The 26,195-nt window shown below is 73.2% G+C and carries 21 protein-coding genes; 15 read left to right on the top strand and 6 right to left on the bottom strand.

From position 1 onward, the window contains the following. Positions 1 to 87: 87 nt before the first annotated feature. From lepA to JAV76_RS05030, 4 genes are all read left to right on the top strand, one after another. On the top strand, positions 88 to 1,965 hold the full coding sequence (lepA, locus tag JAV76_RS05045) for a translation elongation factor 4 (RefSeq protein ID WP_198732936.1): 1,878 nt from the start codon (positions 88 to 90) through the stop codon (positions 1,963 to 1,965). After that, positions 1,962 to 3,218 (top strand): radical SAM family heme chaperone HemW, encoded by a 1,257-nt coding sequence (gene hemW, locus JAV76_RS05040; protein WP_198732935.1) that lies wholly within the window; start codon positions 1,962 to 1,964, stop codon positions 3,216 to 3,218. The genes lepA and hemW overlap by 4 nt, the downstream gene beginning before the upstream one ends. 1 nt (position 3,219) lies before the next feature. Beyond that, positions 3,220 to 5,247 carry an acyltransferase family protein gene (locus tag JAV76_RS05035; protein WP_198732934.1) on the top strand — a complete coding sequence of 676 codons (2,028 nt, stop codon included), beginning with the start codon at positions 3,220 to 3,222 and terminating at the stop codon, positions 5,245 to 5,247. Between the two features lie 86 nt (positions 5,248 to 5,333). After that, the gene (locus JAV76_RS05030; protein ID WP_198732933.1) at positions 5,334 to 6,281 is read left to right on the top strand and encodes a DUF2189 domain-containing protein; all 948 of its coding nucleotides are present in this window, start codon (positions 5,334 to 5,336) and stop codon (positions 6,279 to 6,281) included. Positions 6,282 to 6,351: 70 nt separating this feature from the next. Here JAV76_RS05030 and JAV76_RS05025 read toward each other — a convergent pair whose 3' ends face one another. Next, positions 6,352 to 7,215: a DUF3097 domain-containing protein gene (locus JAV76_RS05025; protein WP_198732932.1), complete on the bottom strand. Its 864-nt coding sequence runs from the start codon at positions 7,213 to 7,215 to the stop codon at positions 6,352 to 6,354. Positions 7,216 to 7,336: 121 nt separating this feature from the next. Here JAV76_RS05025 and hrcA point away from each other — a divergent pair, with 121 nt between their 5' ends. From hrcA to era, 8 genes are all read left to right on the top strand, one after another. Continuing rightward, positions 7,337 to 8,362 carry a heat-inducible transcriptional repressor HrcA gene (gene hrcA / locus JAV76_RS05020; RefSeq protein WP_198732931.1) on the top strand — a complete coding sequence of 342 codons (1,026 nt, stop codon included), beginning with the start codon at positions 7,337 to 7,339 and terminating at the stop codon, positions 8,360 to 8,362. A gap of 61 nt (positions 8,363 to 8,423) precedes the next feature. Next, complete coding sequence (dnaJ, locus tag JAV76_RS05015; RefSeq protein WP_198732930.1) at positions 8,424 to 9,536, top strand: molecular chaperone DnaJ; 1,113 nt, start codon at positions 8,424 to 8,426, stop codon at positions 9,534 to 9,536. Continuing rightward, positions 9,536 to 10,309 (top strand): 16S rRNA (uracil(1498)-N(3))-methyltransferase, encoded by a 774-nt coding sequence (locus JAV76_RS05010; protein ID WP_198732929.1) that lies wholly within the window; start codon positions 9,536 to 9,538, stop codon positions 10,307 to 10,309. The genes dnaJ and JAV76_RS05010 overlap by 1 nt, the downstream gene beginning before the upstream one ends. Before the next feature lie 67 nt (positions 10,310 to 10,376). After that, positions 10,377 to 10,754 carry a histidine triad nucleotide-binding protein gene (locus JAV76_RS05005; protein ID WP_198732928.1) on the top strand — a complete coding sequence of 126 codons (378 nt, stop codon included), beginning with the start codon at positions 10,377 to 10,379 and terminating at the stop codon, positions 10,752 to 10,754. Positions 10,755 to 10,825: 71 nt separating this feature from the next. Continuing rightward, positions 10,826 to 11,887, top strand: a complete 1,062-nt coding sequence (locus JAV76_RS05000) for a PhoH family protein (protein WP_198732927.1) — start codon at positions 10,826 to 10,828, stop codon at positions 11,885 to 11,887. Further along, entirely contained in the window at positions 11,884 to 12,336 is a 453-nt protein-coding gene (gene ybeY / locus JAV76_RS04995) for an rRNA maturation RNase YbeY (RefSeq protein WP_198732926.1), read from the top strand. Before JAV76_RS05000 ends, ybeY begins: the two co-directional genes overlap by 4 nt. 1 nt (position 12,337) lies before the next feature. After that, positions 12,338 to 13,684, top strand: coding sequence for a hemolysin family protein (locus JAV76_RS04990; protein WP_307843995.1), 1,347 nt, complete (start codon positions 12,338 to 12,340; stop codon positions 13,682 to 13,684). Further along, positions 13,681 to 14,628, top strand: coding sequence for a GTPase Era (gene era / locus JAV76_RS04985; RefSeq protein WP_198732925.1), 948 nt, complete (start codon positions 13,681 to 13,683; stop codon positions 14,626 to 14,628). The genes JAV76_RS04990 and era overlap by 4 nt, the downstream gene beginning before the upstream one ends. A gap of 26 nt (positions 14,629 to 14,654) precedes the next feature. Here era and JAV76_RS04980 read toward each other — a convergent pair whose 3' ends face one another. Together JAV76_RS04980 and JAV76_RS04975 are read right to left on the bottom strand one after the other, a co-directional pair. Further along, positions 14,655 to 15,599, bottom strand: a complete 945-nt coding sequence (locus JAV76_RS04980; protein ID WP_198732924.1) for an RDD family protein — start codon at positions 15,597 to 15,599, stop codon at positions 14,655 to 14,657. 50 nt (positions 15,600 to 15,649) lie between these two features. Then, positions 15,650 to 17,053, bottom strand: a complete 1,404-nt coding sequence (locus JAV76_RS04975; RefSeq protein ID WP_198732923.1) for a hypothetical protein — start codon at positions 17,051 to 17,053, stop codon at positions 15,650 to 15,652. Positions 17,054 to 17,208: 155 nt separating this feature from the next. Here JAV76_RS04975 and eccCa point away from each other — a divergent pair, with 155 nt between their 5' ends. Beyond that, positions 17,209 to 21,177: a type VII secretion protein EccCa gene (gene eccCa, locus JAV76_RS04970; protein ID WP_198732922.1), complete on the top strand. Its 3,969-nt coding sequence runs from the start codon at positions 17,209 to 17,211 to the stop codon at positions 21,175 to 21,177. A 51-nt stretch (positions 21,178 to 21,228) separates the two neighbouring features. Here eccCa and JAV76_RS04965 read toward each other — a convergent pair whose 3' ends face one another. Genes JAV76_RS04965 through eccD form a run of 3 tightly spaced genes read right to left on the bottom strand, consistent with a single transcriptional unit; the run spans position 21,229 to position 25,225 of the window. Then, positions 21,229 to 22,503, bottom strand: a complete 1,275-nt coding sequence (locus tag JAV76_RS04965; RefSeq protein WP_198732921.1) for a S8 family serine peptidase — start codon at positions 22,501 to 22,503, stop codon at positions 21,229 to 21,231. Beyond that, positions 22,500 to 23,861, bottom strand: coding sequence for a type VII secretion protein EccB (gene eccB, locus JAV76_RS04960; RefSeq protein WP_198732920.1), 1,362 nt, complete (start codon positions 23,859 to 23,861; stop codon positions 22,500 to 22,502). The genes JAV76_RS04965 and eccB overlap by 4 nt, the downstream gene beginning before the upstream one ends. 8 nt (positions 23,862 to 23,869) lie before the next feature. Then, positions 23,870 to 25,225 (bottom strand): type VII secretion integral membrane protein EccD, encoded by a 1,356-nt coding sequence (eccD, locus tag JAV76_RS04955; protein ID WP_198732919.1) that lies wholly within the window; start codon positions 25,223 to 25,225, stop codon positions 23,870 to 23,872. 284 nt (positions 25,226 to 25,509) lie between these two features. Here eccD and JAV76_RS04950 point away from each other — a divergent pair, with 284 nt between their 5' ends. Both JAV76_RS04950 and JAV76_RS04945 read left to right on the top strand, forming a co-directional pair. Further along, positions 25,510 to 25,821 (top strand): WXG100 family type VII secretion target, encoded by a 312-nt coding sequence (locus JAV76_RS04950; protein WP_198732918.1) that lies wholly within the window; start codon positions 25,510 to 25,512, stop codon positions 25,819 to 25,821. 34 nt (positions 25,822 to 25,855) lie between these two features. Then, entirely contained in the window at positions 25,856 to 26,140 is a 285-nt protein-coding gene (locus JAV76_RS04945; protein WP_198732917.1) for a WXG100 family type VII secretion target, read from the top strand. Positions 26,141 to 26,195 lie beyond the last annotated feature (55 nt).

The raw sequence follows: 26,195 nt of genomic DNA, 5'->3' as shown, positions 1-26,195 counted from the left end.
GGGGGGGTTCCGTTGATGCACACTCCTTCCACGTGTGGGGTGGGGGGGGGGGGCCGGGGGGGGGCCCCCCCCCGCGTCCGTGGGAGAATGAAACGCGTGACTCCCATCCCTTCAGCGGCCAACCTGACCAGCATCCAGCCCGCGGCCACTGCACCGGAGCTGCTGCGGAACTTCTGCATCATCGCGCACATCGACCACGGCAAGTCGACCCTCGCCGACCGCATGCTGCAGATCACCGGTGTCGTCGAGGCCCGCGCCATGCGCGCGCAGTACCTCGACCGGATGGACATCGAGCGCGAGCGCGGGATCACCATCAAGTCCCAGGCCGTGCGCATGCCGTGGGAGGTCGACGACACGGCGTACGCGCTGAACATGATCGACACCCCCGGCCACGTCGACTTCACGTACGAGGTCTCGCGGTCGCTCGCGGCCTGCGAGGGTGCGGTCCTCCTCGTCGATGCAGCGCAGGGAATCGAGGCGCAGACCCTCGCCAACCTCTACCTGGCGATGGAGAACGAGCTCCAGATCATCCCGGTGCTCAACAAGATCGACCTGCCCGCCGCGCAACCGGAGAAGTACGCCGAGGAGATCGCCGGCCTCGTGGGCGGCGACCCCGAGGACGTCCTGCGCGTGTCCGGCAAGACGGGGGTCGGTGTCACCGAGCTCCTCGACCGGATCGTCGAGCTCGTCCCGGCGCCCCAGGGCGACCCCACGGCGCCCGCGCGCGCCATGATCTTCGACTCCGTCTACGACACCTACCGGGGCGTCGTCACCTATGTGCGCGTCATCGACGGGCAGCTCAACCCGCGCGAGCGCATCGCGATGATGTCCACGCGCGCCGTGCACGACCTCCTCGAGATCGGCGTGTCCTCGCCCGAGCCGTCCCCGACGAAGGGGCTGGGCGTCGGCGAGGTCGGCTACCTCATCACCGGTGTGAAGGACGTGCGCCAGTCCAAGGTCGGCGACACGGTGACGAACTCCGCGAAGCCCGCCGCCGAGGCGCTCGGCGGGTACAGCGACCCCAAGCCCATGGTCTTCTCCGGCCTGTACCCCATCGACGGGTCCGACTACCCGGTCCTCCGTGACGCCCTCGACCGCCTCAAGCTCAACGACGCCGCGCTCGTCTACGAGCCGGAGACGTCGGTGGCTCTCGGCTTCGGGTTCCGTGTCGGGTACCTCGGCCTCCTCCACCTCGAGATCGTCCGCGAGCGCCTCGAGCGCGAGTTCGACCTCGATCTCATCTCGACGGCACCCAACGTCATCTACGAGGTGACGATGGAGGACAAGACCGTCATCCAGGTGACCAACCCGTCCGAGTTCCCCGGCGGGAAGATCGGCGAGGTCCGCGAGCCCGTGGTCAAGGCCACGATCCTCGCGCCGTCGGAGTTCATCGGGGCCGTCATGGAGCTCTGCCAGACCCGGCGCGGCGACCTCCAGGGCATGGACTACCTGTCGGCGGACCGCGTCGAGATGCGGTACATGCTCCCGCTCGCCGAGATCGTCTTCGACTTCTTCGACCAGCTGAAGTCGAAGACCCGGGGGTACGCCTCCCTCGACTACGACGTGGTCGGCGACCAGGCCGCGGCACTCGTCAAGGTCGACATCCTGCTCCAGGGGGAGCAGGTGGACGCCTTCAGCGCCATCGTCCACAAGGACAACGCCTACGCGTACGGCGTGATGATGGCCGGCAAGCTCAAGGGCCTCATCCCGCGCCAGCAGTTCGAGGTGCCCATCCAGGCGGCGGTCGGCGCCCGCGTCATCGCGCGCGAGACCATCCGCGCCATCCGCAAGGACGTCCTCGCCAAGTGCTACGGCGGTGACATCTCCCGCAAGCGCAAGCTCCTGGAGAAGCAGAAGGAGGGCAAGAAGCGCATGAAGACCATCGGTCAGGTCGAGGTCCCCAAGGACGCGTTCATCGCTGCTCTGACGTCCGAGCAGACGGAGACCCGAGAAAAGAAGAAGTGACCCCCGCGCTCCCCGAGGGCATCGACGCGCCCGACGACGGGTCCCTGCCGCCCGGGGCAGGGACCGGCGCCGCAGCCCGGTCCTTCGGCGTGTACCTCCACGTGCCGTTCTGCACCGTGCGCTGCGGGTACTGCGACTTCAACACCTACACGGCGAGCGAGCTCGGCGGCGGCGGGAGCCAGCACGCCTACGCGGTGACCGCGCTCTCCGAGATCCACCTCGCGGCGGACGTCCTCGACCGCGCCGGCATCCCGGCGCGGCCCGTGTCGACCGTCTTCGTCGGGGGCGGCACCCCCACGCTCCTGGCCGTCCGGGATCTCGTGCGCATGCTCGACGGCGTCCGCGACACCTGGGGCCTCGAGGACGGGGCCGAGGTCACCACGGAGGCCAACCCGGACTCCGTGACGCCCGCCTCCCTCGCCGAGCTCGCCGCCGGGGGGTTCACCCGCGTGTCCTTCGGGATGCAGTCCGCGGTACCCCACGTGCTCGCCACCCTCGAGCGCACGCACGACCCCCGACGCATCCCCGACGTCGTGCGCTGGGCGCAGGACGCCGGGCTCGACGTCTCGCTCGACCTCATCTACGGGACCCCGGGAGAGAGCCTCGACGACTGGCGCACGAGCGTCGAGACGGCCGTCGCCACGGGCGTCGACCACGTGTCCGCCTACGCGCTCGTCGTCGAACCCGGCACCAAGATGGCCGCCCAGGTGCGCCGCGGGCAGGTCACGCTCCCTGACGAGGACGACCAGGCCGAGAAGTACGAGCTCGCCGACGACCTCCTCACCGCCGCCGGCCTCGACTGGTACGAGGTCTCCAACTGGGCCCGCACCCGCGACGGGCGGACCGCGGCCTGCCGGCACAACCTCGCGTACTGGCGCGGCCACGACTGGTGGGGCGTCGGACCGGGAGCCCACTCGTACGTCGCCTCCGACGAGCCCGGCGCCCGCGGGGTCCGCTGGTGGAACGTCAAGCACCCGTCGCGCTACGCCGCCCGGCTCGCCCAAGGACTCAGCCCCGCCGCCGGCCGGGAGATCCTCGACGACGCCTCCGCCGAGCTCGAGACCGTCATGCTCGGTGCCCGGCTCCGCGAGGGCCTCGTCCTCTCGGCACTGTCCCCTCGTGCGCGCACGGCCGTCGCCACCCACGTCGCCGAGGGCCTCGTCGACGGACGCGCCGCCCTCGACGGCCGGCTCGTCCTCACCCGACGCGGGCGCCTCCTCGCGGACTCCGTGGTGCGCGACCTCACGGACTGACATGGTCACGGCACCGACGACACCACCCCCGAGGCCGGCAGCCGCCGGGCGGGCCCGCATCCACGGGCTCGACTCCGTGCGGGCGCTCGCGGTCCTCGCCGTCGTGGCGTTCCACCTCGCGCCCACCGCACTGCCCGGCGGCTTCCTCGGCGTCGACGTCTTCTTCGTCCTCAGCGGCTTCCTCATCACGACGCTCCTCGTCCGCGAGCGGGAGCGGACCGGGCGCGTGTCGCTCACCGCGTTCTGGGCGCGACGCGTCCGACGGCTGCTCCCGGCGCTCCTCGTGGTGGTCGTCACGTGCACGTCCGTGGCCGGGGTCCTCGGTGGTGACGTCCTCGTCGGGATCCGCGCGCAGGTGCTCGGCGCCCTGACGTTCTCCAGCAACTGGGTGTACGTCGCCCAGGGGGCGTCGTACACCGCCGACCTCAGTCCCCAGCTCTTCGCGAACCTCTGGTCGCTCGCCGTCGAGGAGCAGTTCTACCTCGTGTGGCCCCTCGTCGTGGTCGCGGTGCTCGCCGTCCGGCGATCCCGCGCGACGGGCCTCGTGACGACCGGCGTCGTCGCGGCAGGGTCCGCCGTCTGGATGGCGGTCCTCCACGACCCGACGTCCGACACCTCGCGCGCCTACTACGGGACCGACACGCACCTCTTCGGGCTCATGCTCGGGGCGTTCCTCGCCCTGTGGCTCGCCCCCCGCGCCGGCGGCCACGCCGGAGCGGCCGAGCCGCTCGTGACGCTGCGTCCGACGCGAGCCACCGCGCTGCGGCTGGCGCTCGGGACCGCGAGCCTCGCAGGGCTCGGCGCGCTCGCCCTGGAGCTGCACGTCGAGGACCGGGCCACCTACGAGGGCGGGCTGCTCCTCGCCTCCGTGCTCACCGTCGGGCTCCTCCTGGCGATCGTCGGCACGCAGGGCGTCGCGCATCGCCTCGAGGTGGCCCCCCTGCGGTGGATCGGTGAGCGCTCCTACGGCATCTACCTGTGGCACTGGCCGGTGGCCGTCCTGGTGGCAGAGATCCTCGACGCCCCGTCTGCGGGCCGCGGGTTCACGCCCTCCGTCGCAGTGACGGTGCTGGTCCTCACGACGGTCGCGTCCTGGGCGTCGTACCGGTTCGTCGAACGTCCCGTCCTGGACCGCGGAGTCCGCACCGTCGCCCGCGCGGTGGCAGCGCGCGCCACCGCGCTGCTCCGGCTCGCACGGTCGGGCGACGGCCGCCGCCGTCGCGGCGCGCGGGCCGCGCTCGTCTCGGTGGTCGCGCTCGCGGTGGCCCTGGTGGCCGCGAGCGTCGCGGCCGTCGTGCGGGCTCCCGAGACGTCCGAGCTGGAGGCCGAGATCCAGCGCGGTGCGGCGCTCCTGGAGGAGGCCGCCTCGGCCGAGGCAACGGACGACGCGTCCCCGTCGTCGACGTCGCAGCCGACCCAGGAGGAGCCCGAGCCCGGGACGACGGCGCCCACCGCCCCCGAGGAGCCGGCACCCGCCGAGGAGCCCGCGGACCCCACGGAACCCTCGGAGCCCCCCGTCCTCGCCGCCCCGCCCGGCGACCAGGTGACGATCATCGGCGACTCGGTGACGCTCACGAGCGTCGAGGCGGTCCAGGCCGCGCTGCCCGGCGTCGCCATCGACGCCGCCGTCTCGAGGCAGATGCGCAGCACCGCCGAGGCCGTGGCGGCGCTCGGCGGGGTGGACGCACTGCGCCCGTACGTGGTGCTGTCGCTGGCCACGAACAGCACCGTCGACGAGCGGGTGGTCGAGGAGGCGCTGGCGGCGGTCGGGCCGGACAGGACGGTCGTCCTCGTCACGGGCCACGGGGACCGACCATGGATCGGGCCGACGAACGACCAGCTCCGTGCTGCCGCGGCGCGCCACCCCGACGTGGTCGTCGCGGACTGGCAGGCGGCGATCGCACCCCACCCGGACGGGGTGGCCAAGGACGGGGTCCACCCCGCGGGCGGCGGGCGGGACATCTACGCCGCGGTGCTTCGTGACGCCCTCGCGCAGGCGCGAGCCGCCCGCGAAGGGCACTCGTCCTGAGAGACGCCCCTGACCGCGGCGGGTCACGTGTGGAATCATCGGCGTGAATACGCCGATCTGCACGCTCGAACCCACCGAGGAGCACCATGAGCACCAACACCCCCGACGACCCCTCCCAGCGGGACGGGCAGCCCCAGGCCCCGTCCCAGGGTGACGCGCAGAGCACCAACCCCTACGGTGCGGGCGACCCCTTCGCCAAGCCGGCCGAGCCCGCGGCCGGGCCGTACTCCGCCCCCACCGGATCCACCCCTCCTCCGAGCGCGTACCCTCCGCCGGCCGAGCCCTTCGGCCAGCCCGGGTACCAGGCTCCCGGCCAGGGCTACGGCGCGTACGGTGCGGGCTACGGCGCCGCCCCGGCGGCGGGCGGCTTCGGTGACCAGCCCGTCCAGGTGGGGGACGCGTTCAGCTACGCCTGGGCCAAGTTCACGCAGAACCTGGCTCCGATCCTGCTGGCGGTCGTCGCGTACTTCGTCGGCTTCGTCGTCCTCGTGGCCCTCTTCTTCGGGATCCTCGTGGGCGGGTCGGCGCTCGGGAGCGCGGACCCGACGGCGGGGCTGCTCGCGCTGGGCTTCGGGACCTTCGTGTTCGTCCTCCTGGTCGCCGCCCTCGCGTTCCTGGTCCAGGCGGCGATGATCAGCGGATCGCTCGCCGTGACGAGCGGTCGCCCGCTGACGACAGGTGACTTCTTCCGGTTCCCGAACCTGGGGAACGTGGTGCTCACCGCGCTCGCCATCGCGGCAGGCACCGCCATCCTCTACTTCACGTTCGTCGGCTCGATCATCTTCGGGCTGTTCAGCATGTTCGCCCTGTACTTCGTCATGGACAAGAACCTCGGCGTCGTCGACGCCTTCAAGGCGAGCTTCTCGCTGGTCATGCGCAACGCCGGGACGTGCGTACTCCTGCTCGTCCTCACCATGGTCGCCAACTTCGTCGGCGCGATCCCCCTCGGCCTCGGTCTCATCATCACCGTGCCCGTCTCGATGATCGCGACGGCGTACGTGTACCGCCGTCTCGTCGGCGAGCAGCCGGCCTGACGGACTCCCGGGTCCGGTCGTCCTGGGGGTCCGCCGAGGAGCCCCAGGACGACCGCCGGTCCGTCCGCCGTCAGTCAGCGGGCGCGGTGACGAAGTCGATGAGCTCCTCCACCCGACCGAGCAGCGACGGCTCGAGGTCCGCGTAGCTGCGGACGGTGCCCAGGATGCGCTTCCATCCCCGTGCGACGTCCGCCTGGTCCTCGGCCGGCCACCCGAGACGGTGGAGGATGCCGTGCTTCCACTCCGTGCCCCGTTCGATCGTCGGCCACGCGTCGAGGCCGACCCGGGCGGGCCGCACGGCCTGCCACACGTCGACGTACGGGTGGCCGAGGACGAGCACGTGCCCGCCGGGGAACTGCCGCAGCACGTCGTCGGTGATCCGCTGCTCCTTGCTCCCGGGCACCAGGTGGTCGACGAGCACGCCCACCCGTCGGCCCGCGGCCGGCCCGAACTCGTGGAGAGCCTCGGCGAGGTTGTCGATCCCGTCGAGCGGCTCGACTACCACGCCCTCGACGCGCAGGTCGTCGCCCCACACCTTCTCGACGAGCTCGGCGTCGTGGCGGCCCTCGACCCAGATGCGGCTGCCGCGGGCCACGCGGGCACGGGCACCGGCGACGGCCCTCGACCCGGAGGCGGTGCGTCCCGGCGCCACGGGACCCGCCGGCGCGGCGGGGGCGAGGAGCTCCACGGGAGCGCCGTCCACCCAGAAGCCCGGACCGAGCGGGAAGGTCCGGGTGCGCCCGGCGCGGTCCTCGAGGACGACGACGTGCATGCCGCCCGATTTCTCGGTGCGCACCACGGCGCCCACCCAGCCCGTCGTCACCTCCTCGACCACCAGGCCGCGCTCCGCGGGGACCGGGCGGGACGTGGGGCGCCGGTGCGCCGCGGGGGAGCCGGAGGCCAGGACGTCGGAGGAGTATCTCTCGTAGCTCACCCGGAGAAGGGTAGAGGGGCAGTGGTGCACCGCACTCGACGACACGAGGAGCCGACGAGGATCATCGGCGTAGAATTAGCACTCGCAGTCTGTGAGTGCTACGAGGACGGAGGGTGTCGGTATGGCGGCGGGTGACGAGCGCAGGCTCGACGTGCTCCGGGCGATCGTCGAGGACTACGTCCGCACGAGGGAGCCCGTGGGCTCCCGGCTCCTCGCGGAGCGTCACGGTCTCGGGGTGTCCCCGGCGACCATCCGCAACGACATGGCGGTCCTCGAGGAGGACGGGTTCATCGCCCAGCCCCACACGTCCGCGGGGCGCGTCCCCACGGACAAGGGGTACCGCCTGTTCGTCGACCAGCTGGCGACCGTCAAGGCGCTGTCCTCGGCGGAGAAGACCGCCATCGAGGCGTTCCTCGGCGGGGCGGTCGACCTCGACGACGTCGTGACCCGGGCGGGGCGGCTCCTCGCCCAGCTCACCGGCCAGGTGGCCGTCGTCCAGTACCCGTCCCTGCGGCGTTCGGGGATGCGGCACCTCGAGCTCGTCACCCTCGGTGACCGGCGGCTCCTCGTCGTCATCATCACCGACACCGGCCGCGTCGAGCAGCGCACCCTCGAGCTCGCCACCGCCCCCGACGAGGTGCTGCTCGTCGGGCTCCGCACGCGGCTGAACGCCGCTGCGGCCGGCCGGCGTCTCCACGAGCTCTCCTCGGCGCTCGACGACCTCGCCGCGACCTACCACCCGTCGGAGCGCGAGCTCGTCCGACGGGTCGGCGAGGTCATCGTCGAGACGCTCGAGCAGGAGAGCGAGGAGCGCATCGTCCTCACCGGCACCGCGAACCTCGCGCAGGCGGGGATGCGGTTCGAGCACGCGCTGCGTCCCGTCCTCGAGGCCCTCGAGGAGCAGGTCGTGCTCCTCAACCTCCTCACGGAGATGGCCGAGGACTCGGCGGGGGTCAACGTCCGCATCGGTCACGAGACACAGCTCGCCGGGCTGTTCGAGACCTCCGTCGTCACCACGGGCTACGGGTCCCAGGGGGACTCGGTCGCGACCATCGGGTCCATCGGCCCCACCCGGATGGACTACCCCGGAACCATCGCGGCGGTCCGTGCCGTCGCGAGATACCTCTCGAGGATCCTCGGCACGTGACCTCGAGCCCACCCACGACCTCCCACCACATCCCCGGACCAGGATCGGCAGAGAGCACCCAGTGAGCGACTACTACGACGTCCTTGGCGTGGCCAAGGACGCGAGCCAGGACCAGATCAAGAAGGCGTACCGCAAGCTCGCCCGCGAGCTGCACCCGGACGTCGCCGGCCCCGACGCGGAGGACCGTTTCAAGGACGTCTCGCGCGCCTACGAGGTGCTGTCCAACCCGGAGAAGCGGCAGTCGTACGACATGGGCCACGACCCGTCGGCGCCCGGCGGTGGCGCGGGCGGCGGATTCGGTTTCCAGGACATCTTCGAGACCTTCTTCGGGGGCGGTCAGGCGCAGCGCGGACCGATCCCGCGGTCGCGACGCGGCCAGGACGCGCTCGTGCGCCTCGACATCGACCTCTCCGAGGCCGCCTTCGGGGTGCGCCGGGAGATCCAGGTGGACACCGCGGTCGTGTGCGGCACGTGCTCGGGGTCCTGCTGCCGTCCGGGGACGTCCCCGCGGACCTGCGACGTGTGCGGCGGTCGGGGGACCGTGCAGCGCGTGGCACGGTCCTTCCTCGGCCAGGTGATGACCACCGCGCCGTGCGCCGCGTGCCAGGGCTTCGGGACGACGATCCCCGAGCCGTGCGCCGAGTGCGCGGGCGAGGGACGTGTCCGCAGCCGTCGCAGCGTCGCCGTCGAGGTGCCTGCGGGCGTCGAGACCGGGACGCGCATCCGCCTCACGTCCCAGGGCGAGGTGGGACCCGCCGGCGGACCGGCGGGCGACCTCTACTTCGAGATCCGCGAGCGCAAGCACGAGAAGTTCCTGCGCCGTGGAGACGACCTGCACTGCACGCTCGAGATCCCGATGACCGCCGCCGCGCTCGGCACCGTCCTCGAGCTGGAGACGCTCGACGGCGTCGAGAGCCTCGACCTGCGCCCCGGGACGCAGCCCGGTCAGGTCCTCACCCTCAAGGGGCTCGGGATCGGTCACCTCCAGGCGTCCGGTCGCGGGGACCTCAACGTCCACGTCGAGGTCCAGATCCCCACGAGCCTCGACGACGAGCAGGCCGACCTGCTGCGGCAGCTGTCGGTGCTGCGCGGCGAGGAGCGCCCCGAGGGGCACGTCTCCTCGGCGCACGGCGGCGTCTTCAGCCGGCTGCGCGACAAGCTCGCCGGGCGCTGATGAGCGCTCCCGTCTTCCTCGCCGAGGTCGGTGAGCTGTCGCGGCTGGGGCCGGGGGACCGCTACGTCCTCGAGGGACCTGAGGGTCGGCACGCGGGCGTGGTGCAGCGCCGCCGGACCGGTGAGCGCGTCGACGTGGTCGACGGGGCGGGCGTGCGCGCGCGGTGCGTCGTCGAGGACGTCGACGGTCCCCGGGTGACGCTCGGCGTCCAGGAGGTCGTCGTGGAGGAGACCGACTCGGTCGAGGTCGTCCTCGTCCAGGCGCTCGCCAAGGGGGACCGCGACGAGCTGGCGATCGAGGCGGCCACCGAGCTCGGGGTCGACGCCGTCGTGCCCTGGCAGGCGGAGCGGTCGGTCGTCGTGTGGCGTGGCGACCGGGCCGAGAAGTCACTCGCCCGCTGGGTGGCGACCGTGCGCGCCGCGACGAAGCAGGCGCGGCGTGCGACCCTCCCGGAGGTCCGTCGTCCGGTCGACGGCCGGGCCCTCGTCGCGACGGTCCGGGCGGTCCTCGACGCCGGTGGGTCGGCCGTCGTCCTGCACGAGGACGCGGCGGTGCCGCTGGCCGCCGTGCCGGTACCCCCGCCCGCCGGTGACGTGCCGCGCAGCGTCCTCGTGGTCGTCGGGCCGGAGGGCGGGATCAGCGACCGCGAGGTCGAGGCGCTCACCGAGGCCGGAGCGGTGCTCGCCCGCCTCGGGCCGCACGTGCTGCGCACGTCCACGGCGGGGCCCGTCGCGGTCGCGTCCCTCTCGGAGCGGCTCGGCCGCTGGGGCTGAGCCGGGAGCAGGCGCTGCGCCGCCCGCCCGGGCTGTCGCGGGCGTCGCTTCCGGCTAGCCTCGGAGGATGACTCATGACGACGTGACCGCGGAGCCCGCCCCCGTGCCCTCCGACTGCCTCTTCTGCAAGATCGTCGCCGGCGAGGTGCCCGCGGAGATCGTCGCGACGGACGAGCGTGCGGTGGCCTTCCGCGACATCGCGCCCCAGGCGCCGATGCACGTCCTCGTCGTGCCGCGCGACCACCACGGCGACATCGCCCAGCTCGCGGCCGCCGACCCCGAGCTGCTCGGTGCGGTCGTGGCCCTCGCGGACCGGGTCGCCGGCGAGCAGGCCGACGGGCAGTTCCGCCTGGTCTTCAACTCCGGGCCGCACGCCGGCCAGAGCGTCTTCCACGTCCACGGGCACGTCATCGGTGGGAAGCAGCTCGGGTGGACGCCCGCCTGACGTCGGCCGGTCGGCCCGGTGCTCGCTAGACTGGGCCGACACCAGTCGTCGAGGAGCGGGCACAGCCACACATGGCATCTCAAGAGAACGGCGACGTCCCCGCGGGGGACGTCGAGCAGCACGTCGTGGTGCCCCCGGGGGTGAGCATCTCCGCCCTCCTCGGCCCTGTCGACTCCGTCCTGCGCGCGGTCGAGAACGGCTTCGAGACCGTCGACGTGCGGGTGCGCGACGAGGAGATCGTGCTGCGGGGACCCGAGGCCGACGTCTCGGTCGCCGCACGGCTCGTGGCGGAGCTCATCGACGTGGTCGCGGCGGGGGCCACCCTGACCGCCGACGTCGTGACACGGTCCATCGAGATGCTCGCCACGGCGACCGCCGCGTCGACGCGGCCGTCGGAGGTGTTCGCCATGGACATCCTCTCGAGCCGCGGTCGGACCATCCGGCCCAAGACCGTCGGGCAGAAGCGGTACGTCGACGCGATCGACGCGAGCACGGTGACGTTCGGGATCGGTCCTGCGGGCACGGGCAAGACGTACCTGGCGATGGCCAAGGCCGTCCAGGCGCTCCAGGCGAGGCAGGTCAGCCGGATCGTCCTCACGCGCCCGGCCGTCGAGGCCGGGGAGCGGCTCGGCTACCTGCCGGGGTCGTTGTCGGAGAAGATCGACCCGTACCTGCGGCCGCTGTACGACGCGCTCCACGACATGATCGACCCCGCGACCGTCCCGAAGCTCCTCGAGGCGGGGACCATCGAGGTCGCCCCGCTCGCCTACATGAGGGGACGCACGCTCAACGACGCGTTCATCATCCTCGACGAGGCGCAGAACACCTCGACGGAGCAGATGAAGATGTTCCTCACCCGTCTGGGCTTCGGGTCCACGATGGTCATCACCGGCGACATCACCCAGGTCGACCTCCCCGGGGGCACCCAGTCCGGCCTCCGGGTCATCGAGGACATCCTCACCGGGGTGGACGACGTGGAGTTCTGCAGGCTCTCGTCCTCCGACGTGGTCCGGCACCGGCTCGTGAGCGAGATCATCGACGCCTACTCCCGGTGGGACGTGCAGACGTCCTCGCCCGACGGGGGTCACCGTGGCTCCCGTGACCGCCAGCACGAGAAGGGCCACCGTCGGTGAGCATCGAGGTCAACAACGAGTCCGGGTACGACGTGGACGAGATCGAGTTCGCGGAGCTGGGACGCTTCGTGCTCGACGAGATGCACGTACACCCGCTCACCGAGCTGTCCGTGCTGTTCGTCGGCACGGACGTCATGACGGACCTGCACGTGCAATGGATGGACGAGCCCGGCCCCACCGACGTGCTGTCGTTCCCCATGGACGAGCTGCGGCCGGGTCGGGAGGGCGACGTGACCCCCGCCGGCCTCCTCGGTGACGTGGTCGTCTGCCCGGAGGTGGCGGCAGCGCAGGCCGCAGCGGCCGGGCACTCGACTGTGGAGGAGATGCTGCTCCTCACGACCCACGGGATCCTGCACCTGCTCGGCTACGACCATGCCGAGCCCGAGGAGGAGAAGGAGATGTTCGCCCTGCAGCGCAAGCTGCTCCTGACGTTCCTCGCGGGGCGCTGAGGTGGACACCCTGAGCGACGCCCCGCTGGGGCTCCTCCTCGTGGTCGCCGTGGTCGCGACCGTGCTCGCCGCGGTCCTCAGCGCCGCGGAGGTCGCCGTGCTCCGCGTCACGCGCAGCGCGGTGACCGAGATCCTCGACAACAAGCCGGACGTCGAGTCCCGGGTCCGGGGGCTCGTCGCCGACCCGGCGACCACGGCCGCGTCGGCGGCCTTCGTGCGGGTCTTCGCCGAGATGCTCGCGACGGCCTGCATCACGATCGTCGTCGCGTCCCTCGTGGAGGCCTGGTGGGCGGTCCTCCTCGTGGCGGTCCTCGTGAGCGCGGGGGTCGCGCTCGTGCTCGTCCGGATCAGCCCCCGCAGCATCGGACGGCGCAGGCCCGCGCAGACGCTGGTGGCGCTCGGGGCGCTCCTCGTCGTCGTGCTGAGGGTCGCTGGCCCTCTCGCCGGACGGTCGGTCCCCGCACGGTCTGCGCTCGGCGCGTCCGACGAGCACGAGCTGCGGGACATGGTCGACCGTGTGAACGAGTCGGACGTCATCGAGGACGACGAGCGGACGATGCTCCGGTCCGTGTTCGAGCTGGGGAGCACCCTGACGCGCGAGGTCATGGTGCCGCGGACCGACATGGTGAGCTGCGCCGCGGCGACGCCGCTGACGAAGGCGCTCGCGCTCTTCCTGCGCTCGGGGTACTCGAGGGTCCCCGTCGTCGGTGACTCCGTCGACGAGCTGCTGGGCATCGTGTACTTCAAGGACGTCGTCCGGGTGCTCGACCACTCGCAGGACGGTGAGTCCCGGAGCGTCGGCGAGGTCATGCGTCCGGCGACGTTCGTCCCGGAGTCGAAGCCGGTCGACGACCTGCTGCGCGAGATGCAGCAGACGTCGTCGCACATCGCGGTGGTCGTCGACGAGTACGGCGGGATCGCGGGCCTCGTGACCATCGAGGACGCCCTCGAGGAGATCGTGGGCGAGCTCACCGACGAGCACGACGCCGCGGCGCCGGAGCCCGAGGAGGTCGGTGACGGCGTCCACCGCGTCCCGGCCCGGCTCCCCGTCGACGAGCTGGGGGACCTCTTCGACCTCGCGGTCGACGACGACGACGTGGACACGGCGGGCGGCCTGCTCGCCAAGGCGCTCGGCAAGGTCCCGCTCCCGGGGGCGACGGCCGACATGTATGGTCTGCACCTCGTCGCCGAACGTGTGGAGGGGCGGCGCAAGCAGCTCTCCACGATCCTCGTCTCGCGCAGCGAGCCGGGCGAGCAGCCCACGTCCCAGGAGCGCAGAGCGCTCGACGACGACCACGCGAGCGACGACCGCCGTGTGACCACTGAACCGCAGGAGAGCCGCACATGACCACGACCGACCACGAGCGCCCCCAGGGCGCGGGCCCGCACCGTTCCGGCTTCGCGTGCCTCGTGGGCCGCCCCAACGCGGGCAAGTCGACGCTGACGAACGCCCTCGTCGGCCAGAAGGTCGCCATCACGTCGGGCCGCCCCCAGACGACCCGCCACACGATCCGGGGCATCGTGCACCGCCCCGACGCGCAGCTGATCCTCGTCGACACCCCAGGGCTCCACCGGCCGCGCACCCTCCTCGGCGAGCGGCTCAACGACCTCGTCCGCGAGACGCTCACCGAGGTCGACGTCATCGCTTTCTGCCTGCCCGCCGACCAGAAGGTGGGGCCGGGCGACCGGTACATCGCCAACCAGCTGTCGGAGCTCGCGCGGGGTCGTCGCCGCACGCCGGTGGTGGCGGTGGTGACCAAGGCGGACCTCGTGACGCGCGAGGAGCTCGCGGTGCACCTGCTCGCCGTCGACGGGCTGGGGGAGTGGGACGACATCGTCCCGGTGTCAGCCAAGGACGGGTACCAGGTGGACGCCCTGAGCGACGTCCTCGTCGGTCACCTCCCGGAGGGCGTGGACCTCTACCCCGGCGGCGAGCTCACGGACGAGCCGGAGGCCGTCATGGTGGCCGAGCTCGTCCGGGAGGCCGCCCTCGAGGGTGTCCGAGACGAGCTGCCGCACTCCCTCGCGGTGGTCGTCGACGAGATCTCGGTGCGCGAGGGCGGGTCCGGGCCCAACCCTCTGCTCGACGTGCGCGTGCACCTCTTCGTGGAGCGCGACAGCCAGAAGGCCATCGTCATCGGCCGCGGTGGCTCGCGGCTCCGGCACGTGGGGACGGAGGCGCGCAAGGGCATCGAGGCGCTCCTCGGGAACCGGGTGTACCTCGACCTGCACGTCAAGGTCGCGAAGGACTGGCAGCGCGACCCCAAGCAGCTGCGCCGCCTCGGGTTCTGACCCCGGGGGGAGCGGGCGCGCGCCGGTCAGCCGGCAGCGGGCCGTGCGGTGAACTGACGTTCCCCGACGCGGACGCTGCCGTCCGCGGGGACGTGGACGCGCATCCCGACGAGGACGTCGAGCGGGTCGCCCGACGACGTGAGGACGGTCGTGCCGTTCGTCGATCCGCGGTCGCTCACCCAGAACCCGGTGCCGTCGACGCCGAACTCGAGGTGCGTCTTGGACACGGACCGTGCGGCGTCGTCGATCGCGAGGTGTGCGTCGTGGTGCTCACCGGCGGCCGACTCCGGGCGTCGACCCACGAGGCCCGTCCCGCTGACGGTGAACGTCTGACCGTTGTCGAAGGCGAGGACGTAACGACGCGGCCTCGAGGCAGCGTCCTCGGGTGGGCGGGCGGCCACCGGTGCCGGCGCGGCAGGTACGGGCCGGGCGGGCCCGGGACGCGGCGCGACGTCCTGGACCTGCGGGAAGGTCGCGGGGCCGGCGACGGGCATCGGGCCCCAGGGGTCGGCTCGGGGCGCGGGGGTGCCACGACCCGCGGTGGCGGCCGACCGCCGTGACACGTCGACCACGAGCGTGCCCGCGAACGCGTCGTGCCACCCCTGCCGGCGCGGGCTGCGGTCCCACGCTCCGGAGGCCACCACGGCCCACTGGCCGACGGCCGCGACCAGGAACCCGGCCCCCACGACGAGGGCACGTCGGGCGACCCGACCGATGCCCGGGGCGAGCAACCCGTCGACGCGGACCGTGCGGAGCCCGAGGACGCTGTTGCCGACGGTGCGCCCGGTCCGCGCCTCCCAGACGCAGATCGCGACCACGGTCTCGAGGAGCGTCAGGGCGGCGTACCAGGGTTCGTCGGTGAGGGCGAGGACAGTGCCCGCCAGGCCGAGACAGACGACGAGGTCGATCGCGAAGGCCACGACGCGACGGGCGATCGGGGAGACGTGCGCGCCGGTCGGTACAGCTGTCATCGGAAGTCCTCGGAGGTGGGCGCGGTCGGGTCCTGGGCGTGTGGTCGTGGTCATCCGGAGAACGCGCTCCGCACCTGCTCGACGGTGCCGACCGCGACGAGCGCCGCAGGCAGGGCGAGCGCGACCGCGAGCGCCTCGAACGCGTCGGCCGCGCGCGAGAGCCCGACGGAGCGGCGTCCGCGGTCGACGAGGACGGCCGCGATCGCCACCGTCAGGCCGAGGGCCACGAGGACTGCGGCAGCCACGAGCGCGTGCTCCGGGGAGATGAATGCCGAGCGCACCGCGAGCGCCATGGCCAGGACGGCCGCCGCGACCCGCGGGGCCGTCCTGGGGACCCCGGGACGGGCGATGCGGGGCACGGCGAGCAGCGAGACCGTCACGAGCACGACGAGGACGGTTCCGGCGGTCCGCTCGAGGTGCCCGGGGCCGGCGTGCACGAGGACCACGGGCGCGCCGAGTGCCGACACGGCGGAGAGCACCAGGGTGCCGGCCGAGACGAGCCGTTCACCGCGCCTGACCGCCACGGAGACCGTCCGCGGGCGCAGCGGGGGCGAAGGACGGGGCAGTGGGCCACGGACGGAGAGGGCTGTGCGGGCCACGTGGGCGGCATCGACGAGGAGCTCCTCCGGGACCCGCAGGGCGAGGCCCGGCAGCGTCCGGTGGAGGGCGGGCACGACCCCGAGGAGGAGCGCGGCGACGGTCCACAGAGGCAGACCGGCGAAGAGCGTGAGGAGACCCACAGCCCCGGACACGGTGGACGCGACGGCGACGACGGTGGCCGTCTGCTGGGACTCCCGGCGGGCGAGCCGCGCCGCGACGGTCGCCGTCGAGCTCACCGCACCTGCGCCGAGGAGACCCGCGACGAGAGCGAGATGATGGCTCCGGGGGAGAGCGACGTCCACCGCGCAGGCGGCACCGGCGCAGGCGAGCAGGGCCGAGGCGAGGACGGAGAGGCCGTACCGGCCACGCGAGGTCTCGACGGGGCGCAGGGCCAGCCCGACGGACGCGAGGACGAGGGCCGCGGAGAGGATCCCCCTCTCTGCGGCTGCGAGCCCGGCGAGGGCGGGCGCCGGCCACTCGCCCCCGGCAGGGAGGACCGCAGCGCACAGGACGAGGACGGCGCACGTCGCGGCGAGGACGAGCGCGAGCGCCTGGGGACGAGGTGACGGTCGGTCCGGCTCGGCCCACCCCTCCGGGGGCCGACGTCCGTCCGACGGGGTGCCCACCCTCGTGACATGGACGACGGACCCGTCGCCCAGCACGTCGCCGGCGAGACTCGCGGTGTCGATCGGTGCACCGTCCGAGGCCACGACGAGGACGTCGGGGTCGGAGGGGTCCACGCCGACGGACCGCAGGGCGTCGGACACCCGGGCGGCGTCCGGTACGAGGACGTCCACGTGGTGGGAGGAGAACTGCAGGACGACACGCCTCGACGTCGCGAGCGTATCCGTCACCACGACCTCCGCTGTCCCTGTGGGCCGCTGCCCGCTGCCGGTCCGGTGCGGCTGTCACCGTACCGTGCCGGGACCATATTATGGTGTGCCTGACCCGCGCCCGGCCGTGCCTCTCCTCCGGCGACGCCGGTCGCCACGAGCTTGGAGAGGGCGCGATGACCACCCCCCTGTACCGCGAGTCGCGCCTGCCCGCCCCCACGCTCCCCTCCGGGCGCGTCGTGCTGCAGGCACCGCCGGAGCTCGTCCCCTCCGACGGCGTGAGCGGCCTCGTGGCGTCGTTCGTCCCGATGCTGGGGAGCGTCGGGTCCATCGTCTTCGTCGCCATGGCGAGCCCCGGACCGCGCGGGATGATCGCCGGGGGGATGTTCCTCGTCGCCTCGCTCGGGTTCGTGCTCGTCAACGGGTGGCGCCAGCGGTCCCAGCACCAGGCGGCGGTCCTCGGGAGCCGACGCGAGTACCTCGCGTACCTGGCCGACCTGCGCCGGACCGTCCGCCAGGCCGCCGGCCAGCAGCGCAGGCACGCCCTGTGGACGAACCCGGACCCCCGGGCGCTCGCCGCCGTCGCGGAGGAGGGGCAGCGCGTCTGGGAGCGGACCCCCGGACAACCCGACTTCCTCAGGGCGAGGGTGGGTCTCGCGACGCAGCCGCTCGCCCTCACGCTCGAGCCGCCCGAGCTCCCGCCCCTCGCCCGGCTCGACCCCGTCGCGGCGTCCGCCGCGCACCGTTTCCTCGTGACGCACGAGCAGCAGCCCGACATCCCCGTCGACGTCGACGTCGCCGGGTACGCCCGCATCGAGGTCACCGGGCCCGAGGACCAGGCGCGGGCCCTGGCCCGCTCCGTCGTCGCCCAGCTCGCGACGTTCCACTCGCCCGAGCACATCCAGGTGGCGGTCGTCGCGTCCGAGCGGACCCTCCCTGCGTGGGAGTGGGCCAAGTGGCTGCCGCACACCCACAGCACCCGGCAGAAGGACGGCGTCGGGCCTGCGCGCATGATCGCCGCGTCCCTCGACGCCCTCGAGGACATGCTCCCCGCCGGTCTCGGCGACCGGCCCCGTTTCACGCCCGGCGGACGCGCCGACGGCCCGCACGTCCTCCTCGTCGTCGACGGCGGGCGCATCGACCCGGGCAGCACCGTCGTGACGCCCGACGGCGTCCTCGGGGTGACGGTGCTCGAGCTGCCGGAGCACTGGGACGAGCTCGCCGACCCGTCCCGGTTGCGCCTGGCGGTCTCGGCCCCCACGGGGGCCGCACCGAACACCCCCGGTGCGCTGCAGGTCGTCAGTCTGCGGGAGGAGCCCGTCACCGGGACGGCTGACCGGGCGTCGGTCCCCGACGCCGAGGCGCTCGCCCGTCGGCTCACGCCGCTGGTCGTCGGGTCGGGCGAGACCCCCACGGAGACGGCCGCCGTGTCCGCCGAGCTCGTCGACCTCCTCGGCATCGGTGACGTCCGTGACCTCGACCTCGACGTCACGTGGCGACCGCGGCCCCAGCGGGACCGCTTCAGGGTGCCCATCGGCCTCACCGACCAGGGTCAGCCCATCGCCCTCGACATCAAGGAGTCCGCGCAGCAGGGCATGGGGCCGCACGGGCTCGTCATCGGCGCGACCGGGTCCGGCAAGTCCGAGGTGCTCCGCACCCTCGTCCTCGCCCTGGCGCTCACCCACTCGCCCGAGGACCTCAACTTCGTCCTCGTCGACTTCAAGGGCGGTGCCACGTTCGCCGGCATGGCCGACATGCCGCACGTCTCCGCGATCATCACCAACCTGGGGGAGGAGCTCACCCTCGTCGACCGCATGCAGGACGCCCTCCAGGGGGAGATGACCCGACGCCAGGAGCTCCTGCGAGCAGCCGGCAACTTCGCCAACGTCACCGACTACGAGAAGGCCCGCAGATCGGGCAGGAGCGACCTCGCGCCGCTGCCGGCGCTCCTCATCGTCGCCGACGAGTTCTCCGAGCTGCTCGCCGCGCGCCCCGACTTCGTCGACCTCTTCGTCGCCATCGGCAGGCTGGGCCGTTCCCTGCAGATGCACCTGCTCCTGTCGTCCCAACGTCTCGAGGAAGGGCGCCTGCGCGGCCTCGAGTCGCACCTGTCCTACCGCATCGGTTTGCGGACCTTCTCCGCCGCGGAGTCCCGGACCGTGCTCGGCGTGCCCGACGCCTACACGCTGCCACCCGTCCCCGGCATCGGGTACCTCAAGCCGGACACGACGACCATGATCCAGTTCCGGGCGTCGTACGTGTCCGGCCCGCCCAAGGCACGCTCGGGCTCGAGGCGCTCTCCCGAGCGCACCGGCGGCGTCGGGCTCGAACCCTTCACCGCCGCACCCGTCGCCCGACGCTCCGTCGAGGCCGAGGCCATCCCCACCGCGGTGGAGGCCGCCGAGGAACGCGCCACCTTCGACATCGCCGTCCGCGCGATGGCCGGACGCGGCCCCGCCGCCCACCAGGTGTGGCTCCCGCCCCTCGTCGTCCCTCAGACGTTCGACGAGCTCATGCCCGACCTCGCCGTCGACCCCACCCTCGGGCTCGTCTCCAGGCGCTGGCGCGACGCCGGGGACCTCGTCGTGCCCCTCGGCATCGTGGACCGCCCGCTCGAGCAGCGCCGCGAGGACCTCGTCGTCGCGCTCGGCGGAGCCGCCGGCCACATGGCCGTCGTCGGAGGACCACGGACGGGCAAGAGCACCGTCGCCAGGTCCGTCGTGACGGCCCTCGCGCTGACCCGGACACCCCTGGAGGTCCAGTTCTACGTCCTCGACTTCGGGGGAGGGACCTTCAGCCCTCTCGCGGGACTCGCCCACGTCGCCGGGGTCGCCAGCCGCGCCGAGCCCGACGTCGTGCGCCGCGTCGTCGCCGAGCTGCGTGGCATCGTCGACCGGCGTGAGACGTACTTCCGCACGCACGGCATCGACTCCATCGAGACGTACCGTCAGCGACGCCGCGAGGGGCGCGCCGACGACGGGTACGGCGACGTGTTCCTCGTGATCGACGGGTGGAGCACCATCCGAGCGGAGTTCGACGAGCTCGAGGCCCAGATCCAGGCGCTCGCGGGCCGTGGGCTGACCTTCGGGCTGCACCTCCTGGCCACGGCGACCCGGTGGATGGACTTCCGCAGCCAGGTCAAGGACGTCTTCGGGTCCAAGGTGGAGCTCCGCCTCGGGGATCCCATGGATTCCGACGTCGACCGGAGGGTCGCGGTCAACGTCCCCAAGGACCGCCCGGGTCGTGGTCTCGCCACGACCAAGCACCACGTCCTCACTGCGCTGCCACGCATCGACACGGACCCGGACGCCACGACGCTCGGGGCGGGCGTCGAGCACCTGGTGCAGACCGTCAACACGGCCTGGACGGGACCCGCAGGACCGAAGCTCCGGCTCCTCCCGGACGACGTCCCGCTCGACGCCGTACGGGCGCAGGCCCCGGACCGGGGCCGCTGCATCTGGCTGGGGATCGACGAGGCGGACCTCGCCCCGGTCGGCCTCGACCCGACGACCGAGCCGCACCTCTACGCGTTCGGCGACGGCGGGTCCGGGAAGTCCGGGCTCCTTCGAGGGTACGCCCGTGAGGTGATGCGGCAGTACGGTCCGCGCGAGGCGCAGATCTTCGCGGTCGACTACCGGCGCTCCCTTCTGGGGGAGGTTCCCGAGGAGTACCTCGCCGGGTACCTGACGACCCACGAGTCGGCGACGGAGCAGCTCGCCGACCTCGCCACCTACCTGCGTGGGCGGCTCCCGGGGCCCGACGTCACCGCCGAACAGCTCAGGGCCCGCTCGTGGTGGACGGGCGCAGAGGTCTTCGTCCTCGTCGACGACTACGACCTCGTGGCGACGTCGATGGGCAACCCGATGGCGCCCCTCGCGACCCTCGTCGCCCAGGCGAGCGACGTCGGCCTGCACCTCGTCGTGGCGCGCCGCTCGGGCGGTGCAGCCCGGGCACTCTACGAACCGCTCCTCCAGGCCCTTCGCGACACCGCGGCCCCAGGCCTGCTGCTCTCCGGGAGCCCGGAGGAAGGACCGCTCGTCGGGTCGGCACGTCCCGTGCCGTCGGTCCCCGGGCGCGCCCAGCTCATCACGAGGGAGCGCGGCCGCGAGGTCGTCCAGCTCGGCTCCACCCGGCCCGTGCACTGAGCGCGCACCGACGGGGATGCTCCCCGGTCGGTGCGTCGCGAGCCGGTGCGCTCAGCGTCGGGTGGTGCTGTGCGGCCTGCGCGCGAGCCGACCCACCAGGAGCGCGGCGACGGTGACACCGGCGCCGCCGAGCGCCCACCACAGGGCGGTGCGACGGGTGGCGTCCAGCGGGTCCTCCACCTGGGTGAGGTCCAACGGGGACGCGCTGGGCGCGGGACGTGGATCCTGCCCGTGCACGGGGCTCACAGGACCCGGCGCGGTCCCGTCGTCGACGAACGCGAGCGCCTCGGTCGGCCGCACGACACCCCACCCGACGAGGTCGTCCCGCGCGTCGAGCGTGCTGCGCCCGGCGGTCGCGAGGAGCCGGTGCTCCCACTGCGCAGGGCTCTCGTCGGGGTGGGCCTGGGCGACGAGGGCCGCTGCGGCGCTCACGTACGCCGTCGCATAGCTGGTCGACGGCACTCCCGACGCCATGACACAGTCGCCCGCGGCGAGGAAGGTGGTCAGGACGTCCGTCCCGGGCGCCGCGATGTCCACGTGCTGCCCGTGGATGGCGTCCGCCGTGGGCAGGCCGTCGGCGTCCACGGACGTCACGGACAGCACCTCCGGGTATGCGGCCGGATACCGTGGGGAGTCGTCGGTGTCCTGGGTCGTGTTCCGGTTGCCGGCGCTCGCGACGACCAGCGTCCCCCGGCTCGTCGCGCTCGCGACGGCCTCCCGGAGCCCAGGGTCGTCGACGGTGGTGCTCATGGAGACGTTGACGACCTGCGCACCGGCGTCGGCCGCGGCGCGGATCCCGGCGGCGATGCGGTCGTCGCGGGGACCGTTGCCGGCGTCCACGACCTGCTCGTCGGTGGAGACGTAGACGCGGACGGGGAGGATCGTGCTGTCGGGGGCGAGTCCCACCACCCCGGAGCCGTCCACCGGGCGCGCCGCGATCTGCCCCGCGACCGCGGTGCCGTGCGCGGCGACGTCGGTCAGCGCGGAGGGGTCGACGCCGGGGAGGTCCACGAAGGAGATGCCGCCCGTGACGGCGTCCTTGAGGTGCGCGTTGCCGGCCGCGACACCTGAGTCCACGACGGCGACCGTCACACCGGCACCCGTTGCGGTCCGCCAGGCGAGCTCGGCGTTGAGGACCTCGAGGGCGACGGGGACGTCGGTCGTGTACGCGGGGACGTCGGGCGTGCACTGCGCGACGGGCAGCGGGAGCGTCGCGACCGAGTGAGCGACGAGGCGGGGTGGGGTCGGGTGGGGCGGTGCGCCGTGGCCGAGGGGGAGCGCTGCGGCCAGAGGGACGACGACGGCGAGCGTCCGGGCGCGGTTCACGGCTGCTCGACGGTCTGGGTGCTCGCGCTGGCGGCCTCGGTCGTGAGCTCGGGACCCGAGGGCAGGAGCGCGAGCCACGACTGCGGGACCGGGGTGACGTCCGCGGCGGTGAACCCGAGCTGCGCGAGGACCTCGTCGGAGGCGTCCGGGACCGCGAAGACGGTCCCTGTCTGGTCGACGAGCTGGACGGGGCCGCGATCGGGCACGCTGTCGCCGGTCGCACGCACCAGGGCGCCCCGCCCTGCGGCGACCACGACCTCGGGACGGTCGGTCGTCGGGGCGAGGTCGTCCGGGGCGGAGGCGAGGTGAGCGGTGGGCTGTGCGGCGCCGTCGGCCGCGTCGAGAACCAGGCACAGCGGTGCGTCCGTGCCGAGGGACGGAGCGAGGGCCGTGGGCCACGACGTGGGGGCGAGGGCCGTGCTGTCGGTCTCCAGGTCTCGAATGTCGGCGGCCGTGACGGTGAGCGGTGGTCCCAGGGTGGCTCCGCTGCCCAGCTGGTACAGCTGGTAGGCGACCTCGGTCAGGGGCGCGAGGCGACCCTCGAGGGTCACGACGTACCGCCGCGGGGCGTCGCCGGTCCCGGTGACCTCGAGGACGGAGCCGACCACGGCGTCGGGCACCGACGGGAGACCCGCAGGCGCACCCGCGCCGGCCACGGCGAGCGGGACGAGCGGGTCGCCGGGCGGGACGGTGTTGAGCCAGAGCCCGGTGACGGGGCGTGCGGGAACGGTCTCGAGGGCCAGGGCGCGCAGGACCGCCGTGCGGTCGTCGGGGACGAGGTGACGGGTGCGCCCGGCCACGACGTAGACGGCGTCGTCGACGGTGACGACCGCGTGCGCCGAGGACGCCGATGCGCCGGAGGCGGTGGGCCCGATGGTCGTCCTGGTTCCGCCGCCGTCGCCGGCGCACGTCACCCATCCCTCCCCGACGAGGTTCGCCGGGGAGGGGAGCTCGTCGGGTGCCCCGGGGATGCCCACCTGTCGGCCCCTGGGCACCTCGGAGATCTTGTCCGCGGACACCTGGACGACCTGGAAGGCGTCTGCGGGGACGAGGAGCCGGGCGCTCGTGGTGTTGAGGACGGGGTACAGGGTGCCCTTCAACGCGACGAACCGAGTCCCGCTCCCCTCGGTGACGACGAGCGAGGAGTCGTCCCAGCCGTCGGGGAGGCCAGGCTTGAGGAGGCCGTACCCGATGCTCCCGAGGACGAGCAGGACGGAGAGGCCGGCGCCGGTGACCACCGCGCGCATGGGTTTGGTGGGTTCGAGCTCCCGCCCGCCGGGCGTCCCGCTGACGAACGCCGTGAGGAGGCGGCGGCGACTGAACGACTGTGCCTCGACGAGCTCCTTCTTCGATGCCATCGCTGCACCTAGAGGAGGCCGGCGGCGGTGACGCCGAGCGGCAGGAGGAGGGCGAGGCTCACGAGCTCCACGGAGTCGGCGACACGACCGAACGCGGCACGAGGTCGGGGGGCGACGAGGCACGCGCCGACGACGACGGCCGCCACGACGGACACCGACACGAGCAGCGTCCCGTGCCAGGACGGGTGCAGGAGCGCCGCCGCGAGGGTGGCCAGCGTGATGCCGACGACGCCGGTCGTCATGGCGATGCCGACGTCGGTGCGTGAGTAGGTCTGCCGGACGCTGAGGAGCATCCCCGTGAAGCACAGGACCATGAGGACGGTCCCGACCGCGCCGAGGCCGACGACCGTCGGCGTGACGATCAGCGTGACGAGCCCCACCGCCGACCGGAGGGCGAGCTGGACCCTACGGCCGCGGTCGTAGGCGCGCTGGACCGACTCCGCGGAGACGGGCGGTGGCGTCTCGCCGATCTCGGCGTCGGACTGCGGCGAGACGACGCGGACCGGTGTGGAGGCCAGGGCGAGCCACGGGATGCCGTTGCTCGCTGTCACGGCCAGCGCGACCGTCAGTGCGAGCACGTGCCCGGCGGGCGCGTCCCCGGTGGCGACGACGACGCCGGCGAGACCGAGCACCGCGCCGGCCGTGACCGGGACGACCGCCACCTCCCTCCGCGCGGGGAGCACCCCGGCGGCGACGAGACCGGCCGCGAGCGCTCCGGCTCCTGCTGCTGCAGCGGGCCAGCCCCAGATGCCCGCCGGCCCGGGCGTGGGGAGGAGGAGACCGCCCACGGCCCAGAACGCGGCGGCGCACAGGACGAGCGCCTGGGCGCCGAGGAGGTACTGCTCGCGGCGGCCGACGACCGCGGCTGCGGCGACGACGAGCGCCCCGGCGACGAGAGCGACGACAGGTGGCAGTGACGAACCGTCCGAGGACCCGAGGATCAGCACCGCGCCCGAGAGGAGGAACGCGACAGCCGCACCGACGGCCGTCCTGGCGGAGTCCTGGGGCGTCCAGGGCGCCGAGTCCCTCTCGACCGCGTCGGCGACGGCCTCGACGACGTCGTCGTAGACGCGGTGGTCGGTCGTCGTCGCGCCGGCCTCGAGCGTGAGGACCTCGCCGTCGGTGATGCCCTGAGCGATGAGCGAGACCGATGTGTCGAGCTCCTGGCCGTCGGCGCGGAGCAGCCTGTACCCGCCGTACACGGTCGACGGGTCGAGGAGGCGAAGGCTGCGGGCGAGCCCCGGGACGAGCTCGGCGAGGGGGATGCTCCCGGGAGCCCCCACGTCGAGGCGGCGGTCTCCGGCGACGACGGAGATCCGCACAAGGGTGCCCAGGGCGGTGGGAGCGGACGGAGCCTCGACCATGGTGGTCCTCGGGTGGGTTCGTGCGAGGGGGACCCGCCAAGCATAGTGACCCCGCGTCGGTGGACCCTCGACGCTCACGCGGGGGAGAGGTCCCCATCGTGCAGGATCCCCGAGGAGCGCCGATCCGTGCCGCTCATGGGGACCTCTACCCACGGCAGCGGGGTGCGCTGCGCGTGCTCGACGCCCTACTGTCCGAGGAGTCACCGGGGTCCGTCCTGGTGCGGCACCCGCCGACCGGCCGGTGTGTTGACCTGGCCCCAGGGGGCCTGTGAAGGGAGTTCGTCGTGGCAGGTGAAGTCACCGCAGTCGAAGGCGCGCTGAAGCAGGGTGCGCAGGCCGTCGTCCGGTCCCGGGGGGACCTGGAGAAGGAGCTGGGTGCGCTCGAGGGAAAGCTGTCCGTCATCGGACAGGCGTGGTCGGGGCAGGGCGCAGTGGCGTTCCAGCAGCTCATGACCCGTTGGCGCGAGGACGCCAGGAAGATGGTCTCTGCGCTGGACGACTTCGAGCGCAACCTCGAGTCGTCGTCGACGACGTACGACAGCACCGACGACTCGCAGTCCGTCGCCATGCGCAACCTCGCATCCCGCCTCGGCTGAACACCTCTCCACGGATCAGGAAGGACACACCAACATGAGCGATCTCAAGGTCAACTTCGGTGCCCTCAGCAACGCTGCGGCGGACATCCAGGGAAGCGCCGGCACGCTTCAGCGCATCCTCGACGACATGGACTCGGCTCTCCAGCCGCTGCGGGCGAACTGGGACGGTGAGGCGTCGTCGGCGTACACCACGGCGAAGACGCAGTGGACGACAGCAATCACCGACATGAAGGCTCTGCTCGAGGACGTCGGGCGTGCCGTTAGGTCGAGCAACGAGGACTACCAGTCGGCAGAGCGGTCGAACGCGCAGCGCTGGTAGCAGCCTCGGTCGTGCCGAGCGCGGTCCGCGGTCTCCGCGCGCCGCCGTCCCGGTG

The organism is Sanguibacter suaedae, assembly GCF_016342785.1.
Classification (GTDB): Bacteria; Actinomycetota; Actinomycetes; order Actinomycetales; family Cellulomonadaceae; genus Sanguibacter; species Sanguibacter suaedae.
This window is presented reverse-complemented; position numbering and strand designations above follow the sequence as displayed.